The 15,237-nt window shown below is 36.2% G+C and carries 13 protein-coding genes; 6 read left to right on the plus strand and 7 right to left on the minus strand.

The features are described from left to right. Positions 1-14: 14 nt before the first annotated feature. From FNW21_RS03265 to FNW21_RS03290, 5 genes are all read right to left on the minus strand, one after another. Positions 15-926, minus strand: coding sequence for a PstS family phosphate ABC transporter substrate-binding protein (locus tag FNW21_RS03265; protein WP_144255298.1), 912 nt, complete (start codon positions 924-926; stop codon positions 15-17). 232 nt (positions 927-1,158) lie between these two features. After that, positions 1,159-1,950 carry an energy transducer TonB gene (locus FNW21_RS03275; protein WP_144255300.1) on the minus strand — a complete coding sequence of 264 codons (792 nt, stop codon included), beginning with the start codon at positions 1,948-1,950 and terminating at the stop codon, positions 1,159-1,161. Between the two features lie 37 nt (positions 1,951-1,987). After that, positions 1,988-2,548, minus strand: a complete 561-nt coding sequence (locus FNW21_RS03280) for an ExbD/TolR family protein (protein WP_144255301.1) — start codon at positions 2,546-2,548, stop codon at positions 1,988-1,990. Positions 2,549-2,567: 19 nt separating this feature from the next. After that, positions 2,568-3,206, minus strand: a complete 639-nt coding sequence (locus FNW21_RS03285) for an ExbD/TolR family protein (RefSeq protein ID WP_144255302.1) — start codon at positions 3,204-3,206, stop codon at positions 2,568-2,570. Between the two features lie 36 nt (positions 3,207-3,242). Then, positions 3,243-4,061, minus strand: coding sequence for a MotA/TolQ/ExbB proton channel family protein (locus FNW21_RS03290; protein WP_144255303.1), 819 nt, complete (start codon positions 4,059-4,061; stop codon positions 3,243-3,245). Between the two features lie 373 nt (positions 4,062-4,434). On the opposite strand from FNW21_RS03290, the gene FNW21_RS03295 reads away from it, so the two are divergent. Further along, complete coding sequence (locus tag FNW21_RS03295) at positions 4,435-5,943, plus strand: helicase HerA-like domain-containing protein (protein ID WP_144255304.1); 1,509 nt, start codon at positions 4,435-4,437, stop codon at positions 5,941-5,943. Positions 5,944-6,045: 102 nt separating this feature from the next. Further along, positions 6,046-6,213 carry a DMT family protein gene (locus FNW21_RS03300; RefSeq protein ID WP_262710608.1) on the plus strand — a complete coding sequence of 56 codons (168 nt, stop codon included), beginning with the start codon at positions 6,046-6,048 and terminating at the stop codon, positions 6,211-6,213. 95 nt (positions 6,214-6,308) lie between these two features. Here FNW21_RS03300 and FNW21_RS03305 read toward each other — a convergent pair whose 3' ends face one another. Both FNW21_RS03305 and FNW21_RS03310 read right to left on the minus strand, forming a co-directional pair. Next, positions 6,309-7,646, minus strand: coding sequence for an FAD-dependent oxidoreductase (locus FNW21_RS03305; RefSeq protein ID WP_144255305.1), 1,338 nt, complete (start codon positions 7,644-7,646; stop codon positions 6,309-6,311). A 66-nt stretch (positions 7,647-7,712) separates the two neighbouring features. Continuing rightward, complete coding sequence (locus tag FNW21_RS03310; protein ID WP_144255306.1) at positions 7,713-10,103, minus strand: penicillin acylase family protein; 2,391 nt, start codon at positions 10,101-10,103, stop codon at positions 7,713-7,715. Between the two features lie 183 nt (positions 10,104-10,286). Between FNW21_RS03310 and FNW21_RS03315 the strand changes: the two genes are divergently transcribed. The 4 genes from FNW21_RS03315 (at position 10,287) to FNW21_RS03330 (ending at position 15,212) form a co-directional block, all read left to right on the plus strand. Beyond that, on the plus strand, positions 10,287-10,928 hold the full coding sequence (locus FNW21_RS03315; RefSeq protein ID WP_144255307.1) for a flavin reductase family protein: 642 nt from the start codon (positions 10,287-10,289) through the stop codon (positions 10,926-10,928). A gap of 2 nt (positions 10,929-10,930) precedes the next feature. Next, the gene (locus FNW21_RS03320; protein WP_144255308.1) at positions 10,931-12,463 is read left to right on the plus strand and encodes a cryptochrome/photolyase family protein; all 1,533 of its coding nucleotides are present in this window, start codon (positions 10,931-10,933) and stop codon (positions 12,461-12,463) included. Positions 12,464-12,625: 162 nt separating this feature from the next. Continuing rightward, complete coding sequence (locus FNW21_RS03325) at positions 12,626-13,213, plus strand: Uma2 family endonuclease (RefSeq protein ID WP_144255309.1); 588 nt, start codon at positions 12,626-12,628, stop codon at positions 13,211-13,213. Positions 13,214-13,397: 184 nt separating this feature from the next. After that, on the plus strand, positions 13,398-15,212 hold the full coding sequence (locus FNW21_RS03330) for a hypothetical protein (protein WP_144255310.1): 1,815 nt from the start codon (positions 13,398-13,400) through the stop codon (positions 15,210-15,212). The last annotated feature ends 25 nt before the right edge of the window (positions 15,213-15,237 follow it).

Below are 15,237 nucleotides of genomic sequence, written 5' to 3' on the forward strand. Positions count from 1 at the left end.
TTAACTCTATTTAATTATTTTTTATCATTATTGATTTTATTCCTAATCATCAATTTTCTATTAGGAACTCGTACAGGCAATAAACCTGATTTTAAAATTATCCTTTGCCCAATATCACCTGCAACAAAAGAAGCAAACCCCATTCCTAATCCAGAATAACCTTGACAATTGATGATATACAAATCGCGTGCCAAAGGATACGTCCCTTCAGCCATGCTGTTTTGAGAAGGCGATTGGTACGTAGTACTCGTCATGCCTTTTACACTCATAACAGCCACTTGACCTACAAACTGTTGCATATCCGGTTGTGGTTGGGAGAGCCAATTGACACCTACTACCCCTATCATTCCTTTATTTTGAGCGACAAATTTAATTACTTCATCATTCGTTTTGAGCGAAAAAACACCTTTGGAAGGAATCGTTTTCAATCCAGCCAAAGTATTCATGTAGCGAACTGTACTTGAATTAGGATTGTCAAAAACCAACCCTTTGAAAGCTTGATTTTGGTTGCCATTCATAAACGAAACTACATCCTTTATAGCGACTAACGTATCATTACTACTTTTATTGGATATAAAAGCAATTGCATCTGATGCAAAGAGGGTTGTTTTGGGGATAATTTTCTTTTGTAGAAAATTATCCTTTTCCACTTTGGTCAAATCTCTTGCTAAAATGGCGATAACAGATTTATCATGAAACAATGCGTTAAGAGCTTCTGACTCGGATTTAGGGATCAATGTAATCTTGGCATCATAGGTACTTTCAAAAACTTGAACCTGATCTTGAATAATGGGAAGCAAGGTTTCGTCGACAATAATTGATACCGATCCTTTTAGGATTGTTTCTTTATTTTCAGTAGACTCTTTACAGGTTATAAAAAGCATTCCAACTACTAAAATCGCAATAACAGCACTTTTTTTAAACATGATATTTATTTATTAGCATTAAAAAATCTTAAAAACCTCAAAAACGAATATACTATTAATAAAACTCCAAAAGCGATTCTATAATTGGGTTGCATTACGATTGGAAATTTTTTCCAAAAGATGATTATCAATCCTAAAACCAAATAAATCAGGAAAAACAAAATCCCTATAACGAGAAGAAATCGCTCTTTAAGCGATTTCTTCTTACTATTCTCAATTAAATCCTTCAACATTATTCCGCTGATTGAATAGTAATAGGCAAAGAATACAATACCCTTACTTTTTTACCATTTTGCTCACCAGGATTCCATCTTGGGCATTTGTTTAAAACACGTATTGCTTCTTTTCCTGTTCCGTAACCAATATCTCTTAAAACTTTAATATCAGTCAATGAACCATCTTTTTCAACAACAAAAGTAACATAGACTTTTCCTTTCAAACCTTCTTCTTCGGGAGTTTGGTAATTATTTCCTACGAATTTGTAGAATTTATCCATCCCTCCTGGGAATTCTGGTTTTACTTCGATACCAGCAGTGTTGTAAATTTGAGTATCCTCTTCTACTACTGCGGCAGTACCTGTACCAACTGGTTCAACAGTTAAATCAGCATCAGGATCTCCTTTGATGGTTTCTTTCCCGATGTTTTTGTCCTTGATGTCTTTGATAACAACAATTTCCTCTACCACTTCATCTGCTTTTGCCACTACTGGTTTCACAAATTTTACTTGATCCACTTTTGGTGGTGGTGGTGGAGGTGGTGGTAAATTTTCTTTAGGCTCTTCTTTCTTTGGTGGCAGTTTAACAGCAGTAATTTTCACATCCAAATTTTCATTATCTGATGAATCTGGAATTAAACTCGCAATAAGTGGTGCACTAATGGCAAGTGTAAAAATTATAGTACCAATGATAAGTGCTCTAAAAGAGGTCTTACGGTTTGATTTTCTTAATTCATAAGCACCGTAAATTTTGTTACGTCCTTCGAATACGATATCAAGCCATTGGTTTTTTAATATATCTAATTTCATTTTTCTTAATTATTAGGTTATTGGGTTGTAGGAAATCCTATTTACCCTCTAACAATTTTAGTTCCTCGGGCGAAAAATCGTTTACAATAGCATACGTAGGAACATCTACAATTGCCATTTCATCTAGTATATCAACCAAGTTACGATAATTTGATTTCTTACCTGGTTTAATAATTACAATCATACCATCTTTCGGTTTTCCTTTTGCTGCCGAATAATCCAGTACCATTTTTTTTCTAGCTAGTAATTCTTGACGAATTCCAGCTTTACCATAAATAAAATCTTTTGGTGTGCCGCCAGCTACTGGTGTAGCTAATAAACCAACGTAACGAATCAATTTGTTATTGGCACCTAACAAGATAGTCATTGTTCGGTTTTCATCAACTTTTATTGGTTTTTCAGTAGGATCATCTTGTTTGTCCGGCAAACCTAAATTCATCGATTGAGGTTTTGACAACGTAGTAGTTAGCATAAAGAAGGTAATCAATAAGAAGGCCAAATCCACCATGGCAGTTAAATCTACCTTTGAGTTTTGTTTTTTACTTCTTACTTTTCCACCTTTTCCGCCACCATCGCCGCCAGTATTTAATTCAGCCATTTTAGTGTGTCTTTTTTAATTAAAAATTCTTTCCTCTTAAGCCAGTAACCAAACTAAAGCTGTTGATTTTTTGGTCTTGAAGCATGTCCATTACTTTATGAATTTCAGGATATTCTTCTTTGGCATCACCTTTTATAGCAATTTCTAGCTGTTTATCATCAATTTCAATATTAGCGGTTCTCGCATAGAATATCCAATCTTTCAATTGATTGTCAAGAGAATCTTTAGGTATACCAGGTTGTCCTGCTTTTGACCTATCAGCCGCTTTCATATCGATAATTTGCTTCAAACTCTGAATTGGCACACCAAAACTTTCCATTAATGCAAATTTAGTTTTATCATCTTCCGAGAAAGCTACGCCATATTTTTGTCCCATAAGTTCTAAAGTTCTTTTACGAACTTCTCTTCCTTTTAGGTCAAAAAATATAATACTCTTACCGTCTGCCCCTGCACCTTTTATTTTACCAATCGTGATTGTTGCCAAGTCTGCTGATGGTAATTTGGTTTGTACCGTTGACTGCGGAGTATCCACAGGCAGTACTTCTGGAACTTTGGCTGTAGCTGTCAAAATAAAGAACGTAAGCAATAGAAAAGCTACGTCACACATCGCTGTCATGTCAGTCGATGTTGACTTTTTTTTCATTTTTATTTTAGCCATTGTTGTTTTATATTATTTGATATTAACTATCAAAAATTATTGTTTTAAGCTACCTCTAAATTTTCTGTAAGTGTTTACAATTGTAGTACCTGCCTCATCGATAGAGTACGTCAAATCATCAATTTTAGAAGTAAAGAAGTTGTAAGAGATAATAGCTAATACCGAAGTAGAGATACCTGTTGCAGTATTGATAAGTGCTTCAGAAATACCTGTTGCAAGTGCAGCTTGATCTGGAGTTCCAGCAGAAGCCAAAGCACCAAACGCTTTAATCATCCCAGATACTGTTCCTAATAATCCTCCAAGAGTTCCAAGAGAAACTAAAGTAGAGATAATAGTCATGTGTTTTTCTAACATTGGCATTTCAAGTGAAGTTGCCTCTTCGATTTCTTTGTGAATAGTTTCAGCAGCATCCTCGCTATTGAATCCTTCTTTTTTAACATCTTGGTATTTAATCAAAGCTGATTTGATTGAATTTGCAACTGAACCTTGTTGTTTGTCACAAGCAGCAATAGCTTCGTCAATTTTACCTTCTTTAATATCACCTTGTACTTTTTTCATAAAAACATCTAGTTTTCCTTTACCAGCTGCTTTTGCAGTTACAATATATCTTTCGATTGAAAAAACAACAACCATCAACAACATTCCTAATAAAACAGGAACAATAAATCCTCCTTTATAAACCATACCTAAAGTATTCAAAGGGTGTCCTTTCACATTATCTCCACCTTCGAAATTCGCAGGAGAACCCATTACTTGAGACCAGATTAAGTAACCAACAAAAATACATAATACAATAATAATTGCTGAAACCATTCCTCCTCCGTTTGAACTGCTTTCTTTTTTAACGTTTGCCATTTTTTTAAATTTTAATAGTTTTAAATAATTTTTTTTTGTTATAATAAACTTGTAGAGGAGCAAATTTATATTTTTAGTTGAAATAAAAAAATTTTTTTTGTCCTAAAATTTCAAATGATTTTATTCGAAATAATCAACTACAACGTTTTTTAAGGAGTTTATGTAACATAATTCGGCATTTCGCTACATAAATCTAATGAATCTGGCTTTTTTTTTAGGATTATAAGAGAATATTTCAATAAAACCGATGCTATTAAAAAGTGTATTTTTTTAATTTATCACTTAAATATTAAGAATAACCTCTAGGATAAAGCGTTAAAAGCATCCAATTTGAAAAAAATTAATATCTTGCAGTTGATTTAAATTCAGAAAAATGGACAGAAAACAAGGTTTTATAGAACAGATAACTGCAGGGTACACTTCAAAAGGCGAAAGCATTATATTAGGTGGCGCCATGCTTGACGGCGAAGCAATAATCGATGCGTTTGTAAAAATCCCATTGAAGACTCTAAACCGCCACGGACTTATTGCAGGTGCGACTGGAACTGGAAAAACTAAAACCATCCAAGTGCTTTCGGAACAATTATCCAATTTTGGAATTCCTGTGCTAATGATGGACATCAAAGGCGATTTTAGCGGTGTTGCCAAAGAAGGAGAAGAAAAACCCTTTATAACGGAGCGGCATGCCAAAATTAACATCCCCTATACCACCGCCAGTTTTCCGGTTGAGTTGCTCTCCTTGTCGGAACAAAGTGGCGTTCGGCTTCGGGCTACTGTATCGGAATTTGGACCTGTTCTATTTTCTAGGATTCTGGGTTTGAATGATACGCAAGCGGGTGTTGTTGCGGTAATTTTTAAATATTGTGACGACAAGCAGATGCCACTTTTGGATTTGAAAGACATCAAAAAAGTCATCAATTATATTACCGAAGAGGGAAAGGATGAAATTGCCGCTGATTATGGTAAAATTTCTACCGCTACTACCGGAACGATTTTGCGCAAAATCATTGAGCTTGAACAACAAGGCGCGGGTCTTTTCTTTGGAGAAAAATCTTTTGAAATTGACGATTTAATGCGCATTGACGAAAACGGAAAAGGATACATCAATATCATTAGGTTAACCGATATTCAAGACAAACCTAAATTATTTTCTACTTTTATGTTGAGCCTTTTGGCCGAAATATACCAACAAATGCCTGAAAAAGGCGATGCCGATCAACCTGAATTGGTTATTTTTATAGATGAAGCGCATTTGATTTTTAACGAAGCCAGCAAAGCATTGTTAGAACAAATCGAGACCATTGTCAAGCTCATTCGTTCCAAAGGAATTGGCATTTATTTTATTACTCAAAACCCAATGGATATTCCGAGTGCCGTTTTGGCACAATTGGGATTGAAAATTCAACATGCTTTGCGAGCTTTTACAGCCAATGATCGCAAGGCAATTAAGCAAACTGCAGACAATTACCCCAACTCTGATTACTACAAAACCGATGAAATATTGACTAGTTTAGGCATTGGTGAAGCACTCGTAACGGCATTGAACGAAAAAGGAATTCCAACGCCTCTCGCTGCCACAATGATGCGCACCCCGATGAGCCGAATGGATATTTTGACCGAAAGTGAGATTCAAGAAATCAACTCCAAATCGAAATTGGTCAAAAAATATAGCGAACTTATTGATAGAGAAAGTGCTTATGAATTGCTTACCAAAAAAATAAACGCAGCACAAGAACAAGCGGAACAAACTCAAGAAGCAACGCCGCAAAGCAATGAGCCCAGTACCGCCAGCGTGGTAGGAAAATCAGTGCTCAAAGTCGTTACAAGTGCTAGTTTCATTCGAGGTGTTTTTGGGATTTTGTCAAAAATATTTAAAAAATAAAGGATGCAATTTCAATAGCAAATGGCAATTTCAATGGCAAATGGAAATTTCAATTTCAAATAGCAATTAAAAATCATTCAAAAAAATGAAAGGCTACCTACAATAGGATTACTTGTTTTGTCTATTGTGTTTATGACTTTGGCTTGGTATGGTCACTTGAAATTCAAGGAATTAAAATGGTTCGAAAATGCGGGACTCCTAACCATTATTTTGATAAGTTGGGGAATGGCAAAATTCAACTGCAATGGCAATAAAAATATTAAAAAATAATGGTTTAAAATAAGAAAATACTTAATTATATATTTGAAATTGCCATTGAAATTGCCATTGTTATTGAAATTGCCATTGAAATTGAAATTATTTTTTTACTGCAACAATTCCAAAATCTTGTCTTCAACTTCTTTTGAATCCCATTTATTTTCGATGTTTTCAAGGGCTAAAATTTGCTTCATAATGGCATCTTGAAAATCTCCTATAGCAAGCGCCTCCGCATACGGTCGATCACTAAAGGTAACACGGCTATAAAGCGGAATCCATTTTTCGGGATATTTATCGGAAAATGCTTTTTCGATTTTTTTCTGTAATAAAAAGCGATCATCGGCAGTTTTAGAACTCATTTCCAAAAAATTTCGATACGAAAGCTCCGCAATCGCATCGGCATTGGGTTTACGCGATTTTTGATATTCGGAAAAAATCATTTTCCAATCGTCACCATACTTACCCATCATTTCATTCAAAATGGTGATATCTTCAAAACCAGCATTCATACCTTGCCCATAAAACGGCACAATGGCATGACAAGCATCGCCAATTAATGCAATTTTATCTTCAAAAGTCCAAGGAAAACATTTCATTGTTACCAAAGTGCTCGTAGGATTTTTGAAAAAATCTTCGGCAAGTTTTGGAATAACATCAATCGAATCCGGGAAATTTTTCTCAAAAAAAACTTCAACTTCTTTTCGTTCTTGGAGTAAATCAAACGAGTTTTCTCCTTCAAAAGGCATAAATAAGGTACAGGTAAAACTGCCGTCTAAATTGGGTAAAGCAATTAACATATAAGCACCTCGAGGCCAGATATGAAAAGAGTTTTTGTCTAATTTATGTGATCCATCTGCATTGGCAGGAATGTTCAATTCTTTGTAACCTATGGGTAAAAATTCCTGTGAATAATCAAACATACTTTGTCGCTGCATGCGATGCCTAATTCTAGAAAATGCTCCATCGGCACCAAAAACCATATCGTATTTTTTTTCTTCCCAAGCCCCACGTTCGGTTTCGCCTATGTGCAACGTTGCCTCGTCGAGCGTAACATCCCAAATTTTTTGTTCAAAAAAGAATTCGGCTCCCGCATCTTCGGCTAAATCAATCATTTTTCGGTTCAAAAGTCCTCTCGAAATCGAATAAATACTTTCGCCTTCTTGTCCGTAATTTTGAAAATTAAGTTTGTCAACAAGATGTATGGCACGTTTCCCCATGGGAATAGCGATAGCCCGAACAGCATCGCCTACGCCTACGCCATCCAATGCTTTCCAACCGCGATTTGACATAGCCAAATTGATGGATCGTCCTGAAAAATTAATCTTTCTAATATCAGGACTCCTGTCGTAAATATGCACCTGATGCCCTGCTTTGCGCAAATAAATAGCTAACAAAGAGCCGACTAATCCTGAACCTACAATAGCAATTTTTCGAGGTGTTTGCATGCTGTTTTTTTTTATAAAAAGTAAAACAAAAATACTAATTCAATAAGGCAAGTGCTTTGAAAACAACTAATTATCAAGCGGTACAAAAACCAATTTTGTTGAAGTTGCAACAATCTCGGCTTTATTTAATTTCATTTTACGGAACTTTCCCGTATTGTACAATTTGGCTTGATCATCATAATGCGAACTCATTGGGTTTCCAGATTGTCCAGTGGGCAGGATGCTCCAACTGTTTTCTATATCCGAAAAATCGATAATTCTTCGGGTAGATGGGCCGCCTTTTACCAGATAATTTCCATCATTAGTGTAATCAAAAAACAAATTATTAATCACCTCATTCGATCCCGAAACAGGAAAAGGTCCCACGTTGAAAAAAGGCTTCAATAATGCCACTTTTCCCAACGGATGCTGGTGTTCTACATGATGCACTTTGTCCCAAGTCCAGTCCGAAACCGTAGTTCCTAATTGTTTTTCTAATGCAAAAACGCCTTCTTTGAATGCTTGTGAGAGAATTTGGTTTCTGGTTTCTATTTGGTTTTTGGTGGTGGTGTTATCCCACCAAAGGGAACTTTCATTTGCCATTTGTTTGGCAACAATTTGTTTCATGATGTGCGTCCCGAGAAATTGCTTGAAATTATCGGTTCCTAATTCGTCTTCAAAGGTTTTTTTTAAATACAAATAAATCCATTTGTTGTAAATTGTGGGTGCTACATCTTCCAGATTATGAGAACCATTCCAGATTTTTAATACCGCAACAGCCTCCTTTTCGGTGGTCGAAAGGGTGGTATTCTCTACACTACCAATCAAGATTTTAACCACTTCAGGCGCAACGGCCGAGGTATTGTCAAAAATCATTTTACTCACCGATTCCTTATCCCAATTTGATTTTGGCGCCAACAATTGATTGATTCTTTTGGCTCTATCTTCGGGAAGGTAATAGCCTGGATACAAAAACCCATCAATCGCTTCCGGCTGATTATTAGCCGAATAAACATAATTCCAAGCAGGATTCACCGCCGAAGGATTCTTGGAAAATGGCAAATATTCCGCAATATCATCCTTACCAGAAGCACCGTCTAATACAAAGTTTGGGTTTACACCTTTGCGGTGTTTGTACAACTTTCCGGTTGCCCACCATGCCACATTTCCTTTGGCATCGCCATACATCACATTCAGTCCAGGTGCCGCAATAAGGGACGCACCTTTGTGAAAATCGGCTTTGTTTTTAGCATGCGAAAGGGTGTAAACCGCATCCAGAATTTGAATAGGTTGTTGGGTATAAATCCAAGACATCGCTACCGGATTTTGCCCCTTTAAACCTGCAATCAAGTCATTCATAACGGGGCCATGCCGACTTATTTTTACTTTCAAAACGACATCCAAAGTGTCTTTTACCTTTATAATTTTGGTTCTAGTTTCATAGTTGTTAAAACCGTTTGGCGTTTTGTATTGATTGGAATTGATGGGATTATTTTGTTCTTTATAAAAATCAATATCATCGTTTTCGAACATTGTCAAACCATACGCATACTCGCGGTTGTGTCCCAAAAGCGGAAATGGAGTTCCTGCCAAATAACAGCCATACAACTCAAAATCAGGGGTAACCAAATGCGCTTCGTACCAAGTTCCGGGTTGCGAAAACCCAATATGCGGATCATTTGCAAAAATGACTTTTCCGTTTTTAGTCTTTTGTGGAGCAATTACCCAGCTGTTGCTTCCCACAAAAGGAGGAGTTGGTGATTGGTCTAAAAGTGCTGCAACCGACTTGGCTATGGCGGCATATTCGGTGGGATTTTCGGAGGCATTTTTAATTCGAGTCGTATTAAAAGAGCTGTCAATTCCAAAATCCTTTAGGTATTCCATTCCCCATTTATTGCGAATATCTGTCAATAGTGGATCTGATTTTTGTGCCATGGCGAAACTAAAAGACATGTATCCAAAAATATTATACACATCTTTTATCGTGAACTTTTCCTTCTTTATTCCCAGCAAAGTGAACTCGATAGGCGTTTTCCCTTGGTCTAAATAGTGATTAATTCCGTCTAAATATGCCATTGTTAATTGGTAACTAGGACTGTTTTTATCCAAATGAGCAATGGCTTTGGCGGAAGCCTCTTCAATACCTATACCTGCAAAAAAAGTATCGTTTTTTAAAGCCACCGAACCAAATATTTCCGACAAACGTCCCGGTGCAATACGCCGCATGAGCTCCATTTGCCACAAGCGATCTTGCGCATGTAGGTAGCCCAAAGCCTCCATGGCATCATGCGAAGTAGCGGCATAAATATGGGGCACCCCAAATTCATCAAAATAAACCGTTGTTTCTTTTTTAATATTTTGCAAAGCAATTTGCCCTTCGTATTGGGGTTTGGTATAAAAAGCATACCCCACTCCCAGTAGCACCAAAAGCAGTGTTAGAAAAAGAAAAACGAGACCGATTTTTTTAATTTTATTCATTTTAAATACCATTTGAATAACAAATATATAGGATTTTGAAGTTATATTTAATTTTGAAGCACAATTAGTATCATTATGACAAACACCATTTTGAAAAAGGAGACAAAAATATATATTTTTTGTTTAATAAATTTCATTTTTAATTAAACAAAAGTATATTTGTTAAAAATTAAACCTAAAAAAATGAAACACATATCAAGAGATGATATTTCGCAAATGGAAAAAGTACCACGCTTGAATTTAATTAATTCCTGCACGGGGTATAAATCAGCCAATCTTATAGCCACAAAATCTATTGATGGACAATCTAATGTTGCCATTTTTAGTAGCATTACGCATCTAGGAAGCAACCCAGCACTTTTGGGATTTATCATGCGACCCACCACCGTTCCTAGAGATACCTATAAAAATATTAGAGAAACTGGTTATTTTACGGTAAATCATGTGACCCAAAACATCATTGCAGCGGCACATCACACCTCGGCAAATTATGAATTGGGCGTATCGGAATTTGACAAAACAACTTTGGATGAGGAATATAAAAATGATATTGAAATTCCATTTGTAAAAGGAAGTCCCGTACAATTGTACTGCAAATATGTGAATGAATATTACATTAAAGAGAACGATACCATTCATGTTATTGCCTCGATTGAGCACCTATTTTTTGATGAAAATCTAGAACACAAAGATGGTTGGTTGCAACTTGACAAAGGAAATGTGGTAACATTAAATGGTTTAGACGGCTATTGCTTGCCCCAACTTATTGACCGTTTTGAATATGCCAGAAAGGAAGTTCCTACCAAATCTTTTTACCAGAAATAAACATGAGAAAACTACGCTTACTCCTTGGTGATCAGCTTAATTTAGCGCATTCTTGGTTTGAGGAAACCAATGAAAACACAATATATTTAATGGCCGAAATGCGTCAGGAAACGGATTATGTAAAACACCATATTCAAAAAGTTGTTGCTTTTTTTCTATCCATGCGCCACTTTGCAACCGATCTAAAAGCAAAGGGACATCAGGTATCGTATTTTCAAATTACAGCCGAAAACAACCCGCAAGATCTTGAAAAATTGATTGCGATTTGCATCGAAAAACACCAAATCGAAAAATTTGAATACCAACTTCCAGATGAGTACAGGCTGGATTTACAACTCAAAACCATTGCATCGCAGCTAAAAATTCCAGCTGAAGCGTCCGATACGGAACACTTTTATACCACACGCAACGAATTGGAAAATTTCTTTGAAGGAAAGAAACTATTGTTGATGGAGAATTTCTACAGGAACATGCGCAAAAAACACCATGTCCTCATGGATGGCTCAACTCCAGTGGGCAATCAATGGAATTTTGACCACGACAACCGCAAGAAATACAAAGGCGAAATTCCCGTTCCAACCGAGAAAAACTTTCATAAAAATATAACCGAAATACTGCATGAAATTAAACTATCTGGTATTCAAACTTTTGGAAACATAAAGGAAAATGATTTCAGTTGGCCCACTTCAAGAGCAGAATCGCTTGTGGTTCTAGACTATTTTTGTACGCATTTATTACAGCATTTTGGCGATTACGAGGATGCCATGCACACCGATGAAAAATTTCTTTTTCATTCCCGCCTTTCCTTTGCTATGAATACAAAAATGCTGTCTCCAAAAGAAGTCATCGAAACCGTTATTGCCCATTATCACAACAACGAAGCCCAGATTTCAATCTCGCAAGTAGAAGGTTTTGTACGCCAAATTCTAGGCTGGCGGGAATATATTCGAGGAATTTACTGGAAAGAAATGCCAGATTACGCACAACTCAACGCCCTGAATAACCACAACAACCTACCAGATTTTTTCTGGACTGGCAAGACCAAAATGAATTGCATGCAGCACGCTATTACACAAAGTTTGGACGAAGCCTACGCCCACCACATCCAGCGGTTGATGGTCATAGGCAACTTTACTTTGCTAACCCAAATTCATCCAGATCAAGTAGATGCTTGGTATCTTGGCGTGTATATTGACGCCATCGAATGGGTCGAAATGCCCAATACTCGAGGCATGTCGCAATATGCTGATGGCGGTATTATTGCAACTAAACCCTACGTTTCCTCGGGCAGTTACATCAACAAAATGAGTAACAACTGCTCCAAATGCCATTATAATGTGAAAGAAAAATTGGGCGAGAAAGCCTGCCCTTTCAATTCGTTATACTGGAATTTTTTGGACGAAAAAAAGGATTATTTCAAAGGAAATCAGCGCATGAGTATGATGCTTAATTTACTCCAAAAAATAAAACCCGAAGACCTATTTCTAATAAAAACCAAAGCCCAGGAGATTATTGCCAACCTTGATGGGTATTAGATCTATTTACTCAAGTAGGTAGCTATCTAAACCGATACACTAATTCAGGAGTTTATAAAAACACACTTAAGAACGGTATAAAATAACAGCATTTGTATTTTCGTGAAGACAATCAAGAATAGGTTTTCGTTTTTTTACTAACTTTGAAAAAAAGCAATCCTTATGATAACGGACATTAATTTATTGGATTTAGAAAAAACCTACACTTATGCCGATTATTTAAATTGGGAGTTTGAAGAAAGAGTAGAAATATTGAAAGGAAAAGTTTCAAGTATGGGAGCTACTCCAAACACTTTTCATCAAATAATTTCAGGGAAATTGTCTGGGTTTTTGTGGCAAAAATTTAATAATAAAGCTTTGAACTTTTTTGCAGCTCCTTTTGATGTTAGATTATTAGATAAGAAAAAATCGACATTAGACCAAGAAATTTATACCGTTATTCAACCCGATTTGTGTGTGATTTGTGACGAAAATAAAATTGACGAACGAGGTGCAATTGGTGCTCCTGATTTAGTGATTGAAATCCTATCCCCGGGAAATTCAAATAAAGAAATGAAGTACAAATTTGATTTGTATGAAGAAGCCGGAGTTCTCGAATATTGGATTGTAAACCCAGCGGACAAAACAGTTTTTGTTTACGTTCTAAAAGAAAATCAGTTCATAGGAATGCACCCTTTGATTGAAGAAGATACTATTCAAAGCAAATTGTTCCCCGAATTGGATTTTAAATTAGAAGCCATTTTTAATTAAAACAATTTTAAAGTTTAGCATTAGATAATAAGGAGTCGTGTTAACTCCCGTTCCGAAAATGAAAACGAACAAAAACAAGTAGACCCATAAACATAAGCGGTCAAAAAAAATCCGTATGATAATTATCAGTTTTTAAATGAATTCATTTTGTAACCTTTGTCGTTATTTAACTGAATTTATTTGCATGAAAACAACAAAACCCATACATACGTTTCACATTCCCGTTATGGGATTGGCCTACACGATTGACAGCCCTATTCGGGTGGCAAAATACGGTATTTCGTCAGTGATTTCAATCGCTGATGATGAATTAATCGAAAAAATGACGGCATTTTATAGTCGGAAATTTGAGATTCATTACCAAGAAATAACCCAGAAATTTCAGGATTATCGTGCCCAACGCATTACTACTTATTTGAACTTGGTTGACATCATTGTAAAAGAAAAATTCGAGAATTTCAAAACCGAATTATCCGAAAGCAAAGCAGCATTGGCTGGTTATATTGCCTTATTACCCAACAAATCCAGACTCAAATTAGGATTGCAAAACCTACTTAAAGAAGGTGTTGCTTGCAAGGAAAGCCTTAAAAATTATCTTGAAAACAATCTCTATTCTGGAGACATCGATGTGAATATCATGACCAAATTAGACAAAGATAATTTCATTAACCAAGAACAATTACCAATTGAATTCAATGATGCTCATGCCGCACTTCGTGGTTTTGCGAACAGCACTTTGACATCGTCAGTGGTACTTTCGGCAGGAATGAATCCGAGATTGTTCAGCTATTTCGGAAATTTTCCTGCCTTTTTTCCCGATGCCACTCATGCACTTCAAAAAAAAATTACCCTCAAAGTAAGTGACTTTCGATCAGCGATGATTCAAGGAAATTTTCTGGCCAAAAAAGGACTTTGGGTTTCGGAATACCGCATCGAATCTGGACTAAATTGTGGTGGTCATGCTTTTGCCACCGAGGGATTTTTGTTAGGACCAATATTGGAGGAATTCAAACAAAAAAAATCCCAACTGATACAATCCGCACATGATTTAATGGTAAAAGCCTTGACACAAAAAGGATTGCATTGTCCAGAGACGCCTTTGAACTTGAAAATTACGGTTCAAGGTGGCGTAGGAACTGCGGAGGAGCATACTTTTTTACTAGCCCATTACAATATGGATTCCGTAGGTTGGGGAACTCCTTTTTTGTTAGTCCCTGAAGCAACAGCTGTCGATAACGCTACTCGTGAATTGCTGGCAAATGCCAAAGAAGAAGATTTGTATTTGAGCCATATCTCGCCATTGGGCGTGCCTTTTAACACCTTACGAGGCACTACAAATGAGTACATGAAGCAAAAACGAATTCAAGAAAGTAAGGCTGGAAGTTCGTGTCCCAAAAAGTTTTTGGCACTAAACAAAGATGCCAGTGGTCAACCAATATGTACCGCATCCAAAAAATACCAAGACCAAAAACTTCACGAATTAGAAACTAAAAAAGACAGCGTTTCCCCCGAAATTTTTGTCAAATTAAAAGAAAATATTACCGAGAAGTCATGTCTTTGTGTTGGTTTAGCCAATGCCTCCTATCTCGAAAACAACATCAAAATAAAGGGACAAGCACAAGGAGTTGTTATTTGTCCTGGTCCTAATATGGCGTATTTTGACCAGCAAGTTTCACTCACTACGATGGTGCAACACATTTATGGAAATACTAATGTGATTGGTGCAACCCACCGACCAAATGTGTTTGTAAAAGAATTAAAGATGTATCTGGATTATTTGAAAAATGAAATCAACAGCCTCACCGAAGAAATTACAACTGCAAAAATCAAAAAGTGGACTGTTTTCAAAAACAATTTATTTCTTGGAATTGCGTATTATGAAGACCTGTTTTTGACTACGTCCTATTTTAAAAACAGTAGTGCCGAAATTCAAAATCAGCTTAAAAAGTACAAATTAGAACTGCAATCAATCGCCATTCCTGTATTGGAATTAGTCTAAAAAACTATTGTTGCTATTATAAAGC

Source organism: Flavobacterium restrictum, assembly GCF_007097245.1.
GTDB classification, from domain to species: Bacteria; Bacteroidota; Bacteroidia; order Flavobacteriales; family Flavobacteriaceae; genus Flavobacterium; species Flavobacterium restrictum.

Coding starts and splice junctions, on each gene's coding strand:
- FNW21_RS03265 (WP_144255298.1), bottom strand. CDS start 926: ATGTTTAAAAAAAGTGCTGTTATTGCGATTTTAGTAGTTGGAATGCTT.
- FNW21_RS03305 (WP_144255305.1), bottom strand. CDS start 7,646: ATGCAAACACCTCGAAAAATTGCTATTGTAGGTTCAGGATTAGTCGGC.
- FNW21_RS03295 (WP_144255304.1), top strand. CDS start 4,435: ATGGACAGAAAACAAGGTTTTATAGAACAGATAACTGCAGGGTACACT.
- FNW21_RS03315 (WP_144255307.1), top strand. CDS start 10,287: ATGAAACACATATCAAGAGATGATATTTCGCAAATGGAAAAAGTACCA.
- FNW21_RS03280 (WP_144255301.1), bottom strand. CDS start 2,548: ATGGCTGAATTAAATACTGGCGGCGATGGTGGCGGAAAAGGTGGAAAA.
- FNW21_RS03310 (WP_144255306.1), bottom strand. CDS start 10,103: ATGAATAAAATTAAAAAAATCGGTCTCGTTTTTCTTTTTCTAACACTG.
- FNW21_RS03330 (WP_144255310.1), top strand. CDS start 13,398: ATGAAAACAACAAAACCCATACATACGTTTCACATTCCCGTTATGGGA.
- FNW21_RS03275 (WP_144255300.1), bottom strand. CDS start 1,950: ATGAAATTAGATATATTAAAAAACCAATGGCTTGATATCGTATTCGAA.
- FNW21_RS03290 (WP_144255303.1), bottom strand. CDS start 4,061: ATGGCAAACGTTAAAAAAGAAAGCAGTTCAAACGGAGGAGGAATGGTT.
- FNW21_RS03320 (WP_144255308.1), top strand. CDS start 10,931: ATGAGAAAACTACGCTTACTCCTTGGTGATCAGCTTAATTTAGCGCAT.
- FNW21_RS03325 (WP_144255309.1), top strand. CDS start 12,626: ATGATAACGGACATTAATTTATTGGATTTAGAAAAAACCTACACTTAT.
- FNW21_RS03285 (WP_144255302.1), bottom strand. CDS start 3,206: ATGGCTAAAATAAAAATGAAAAAAAAGTCAACATCGACTGACATGACA.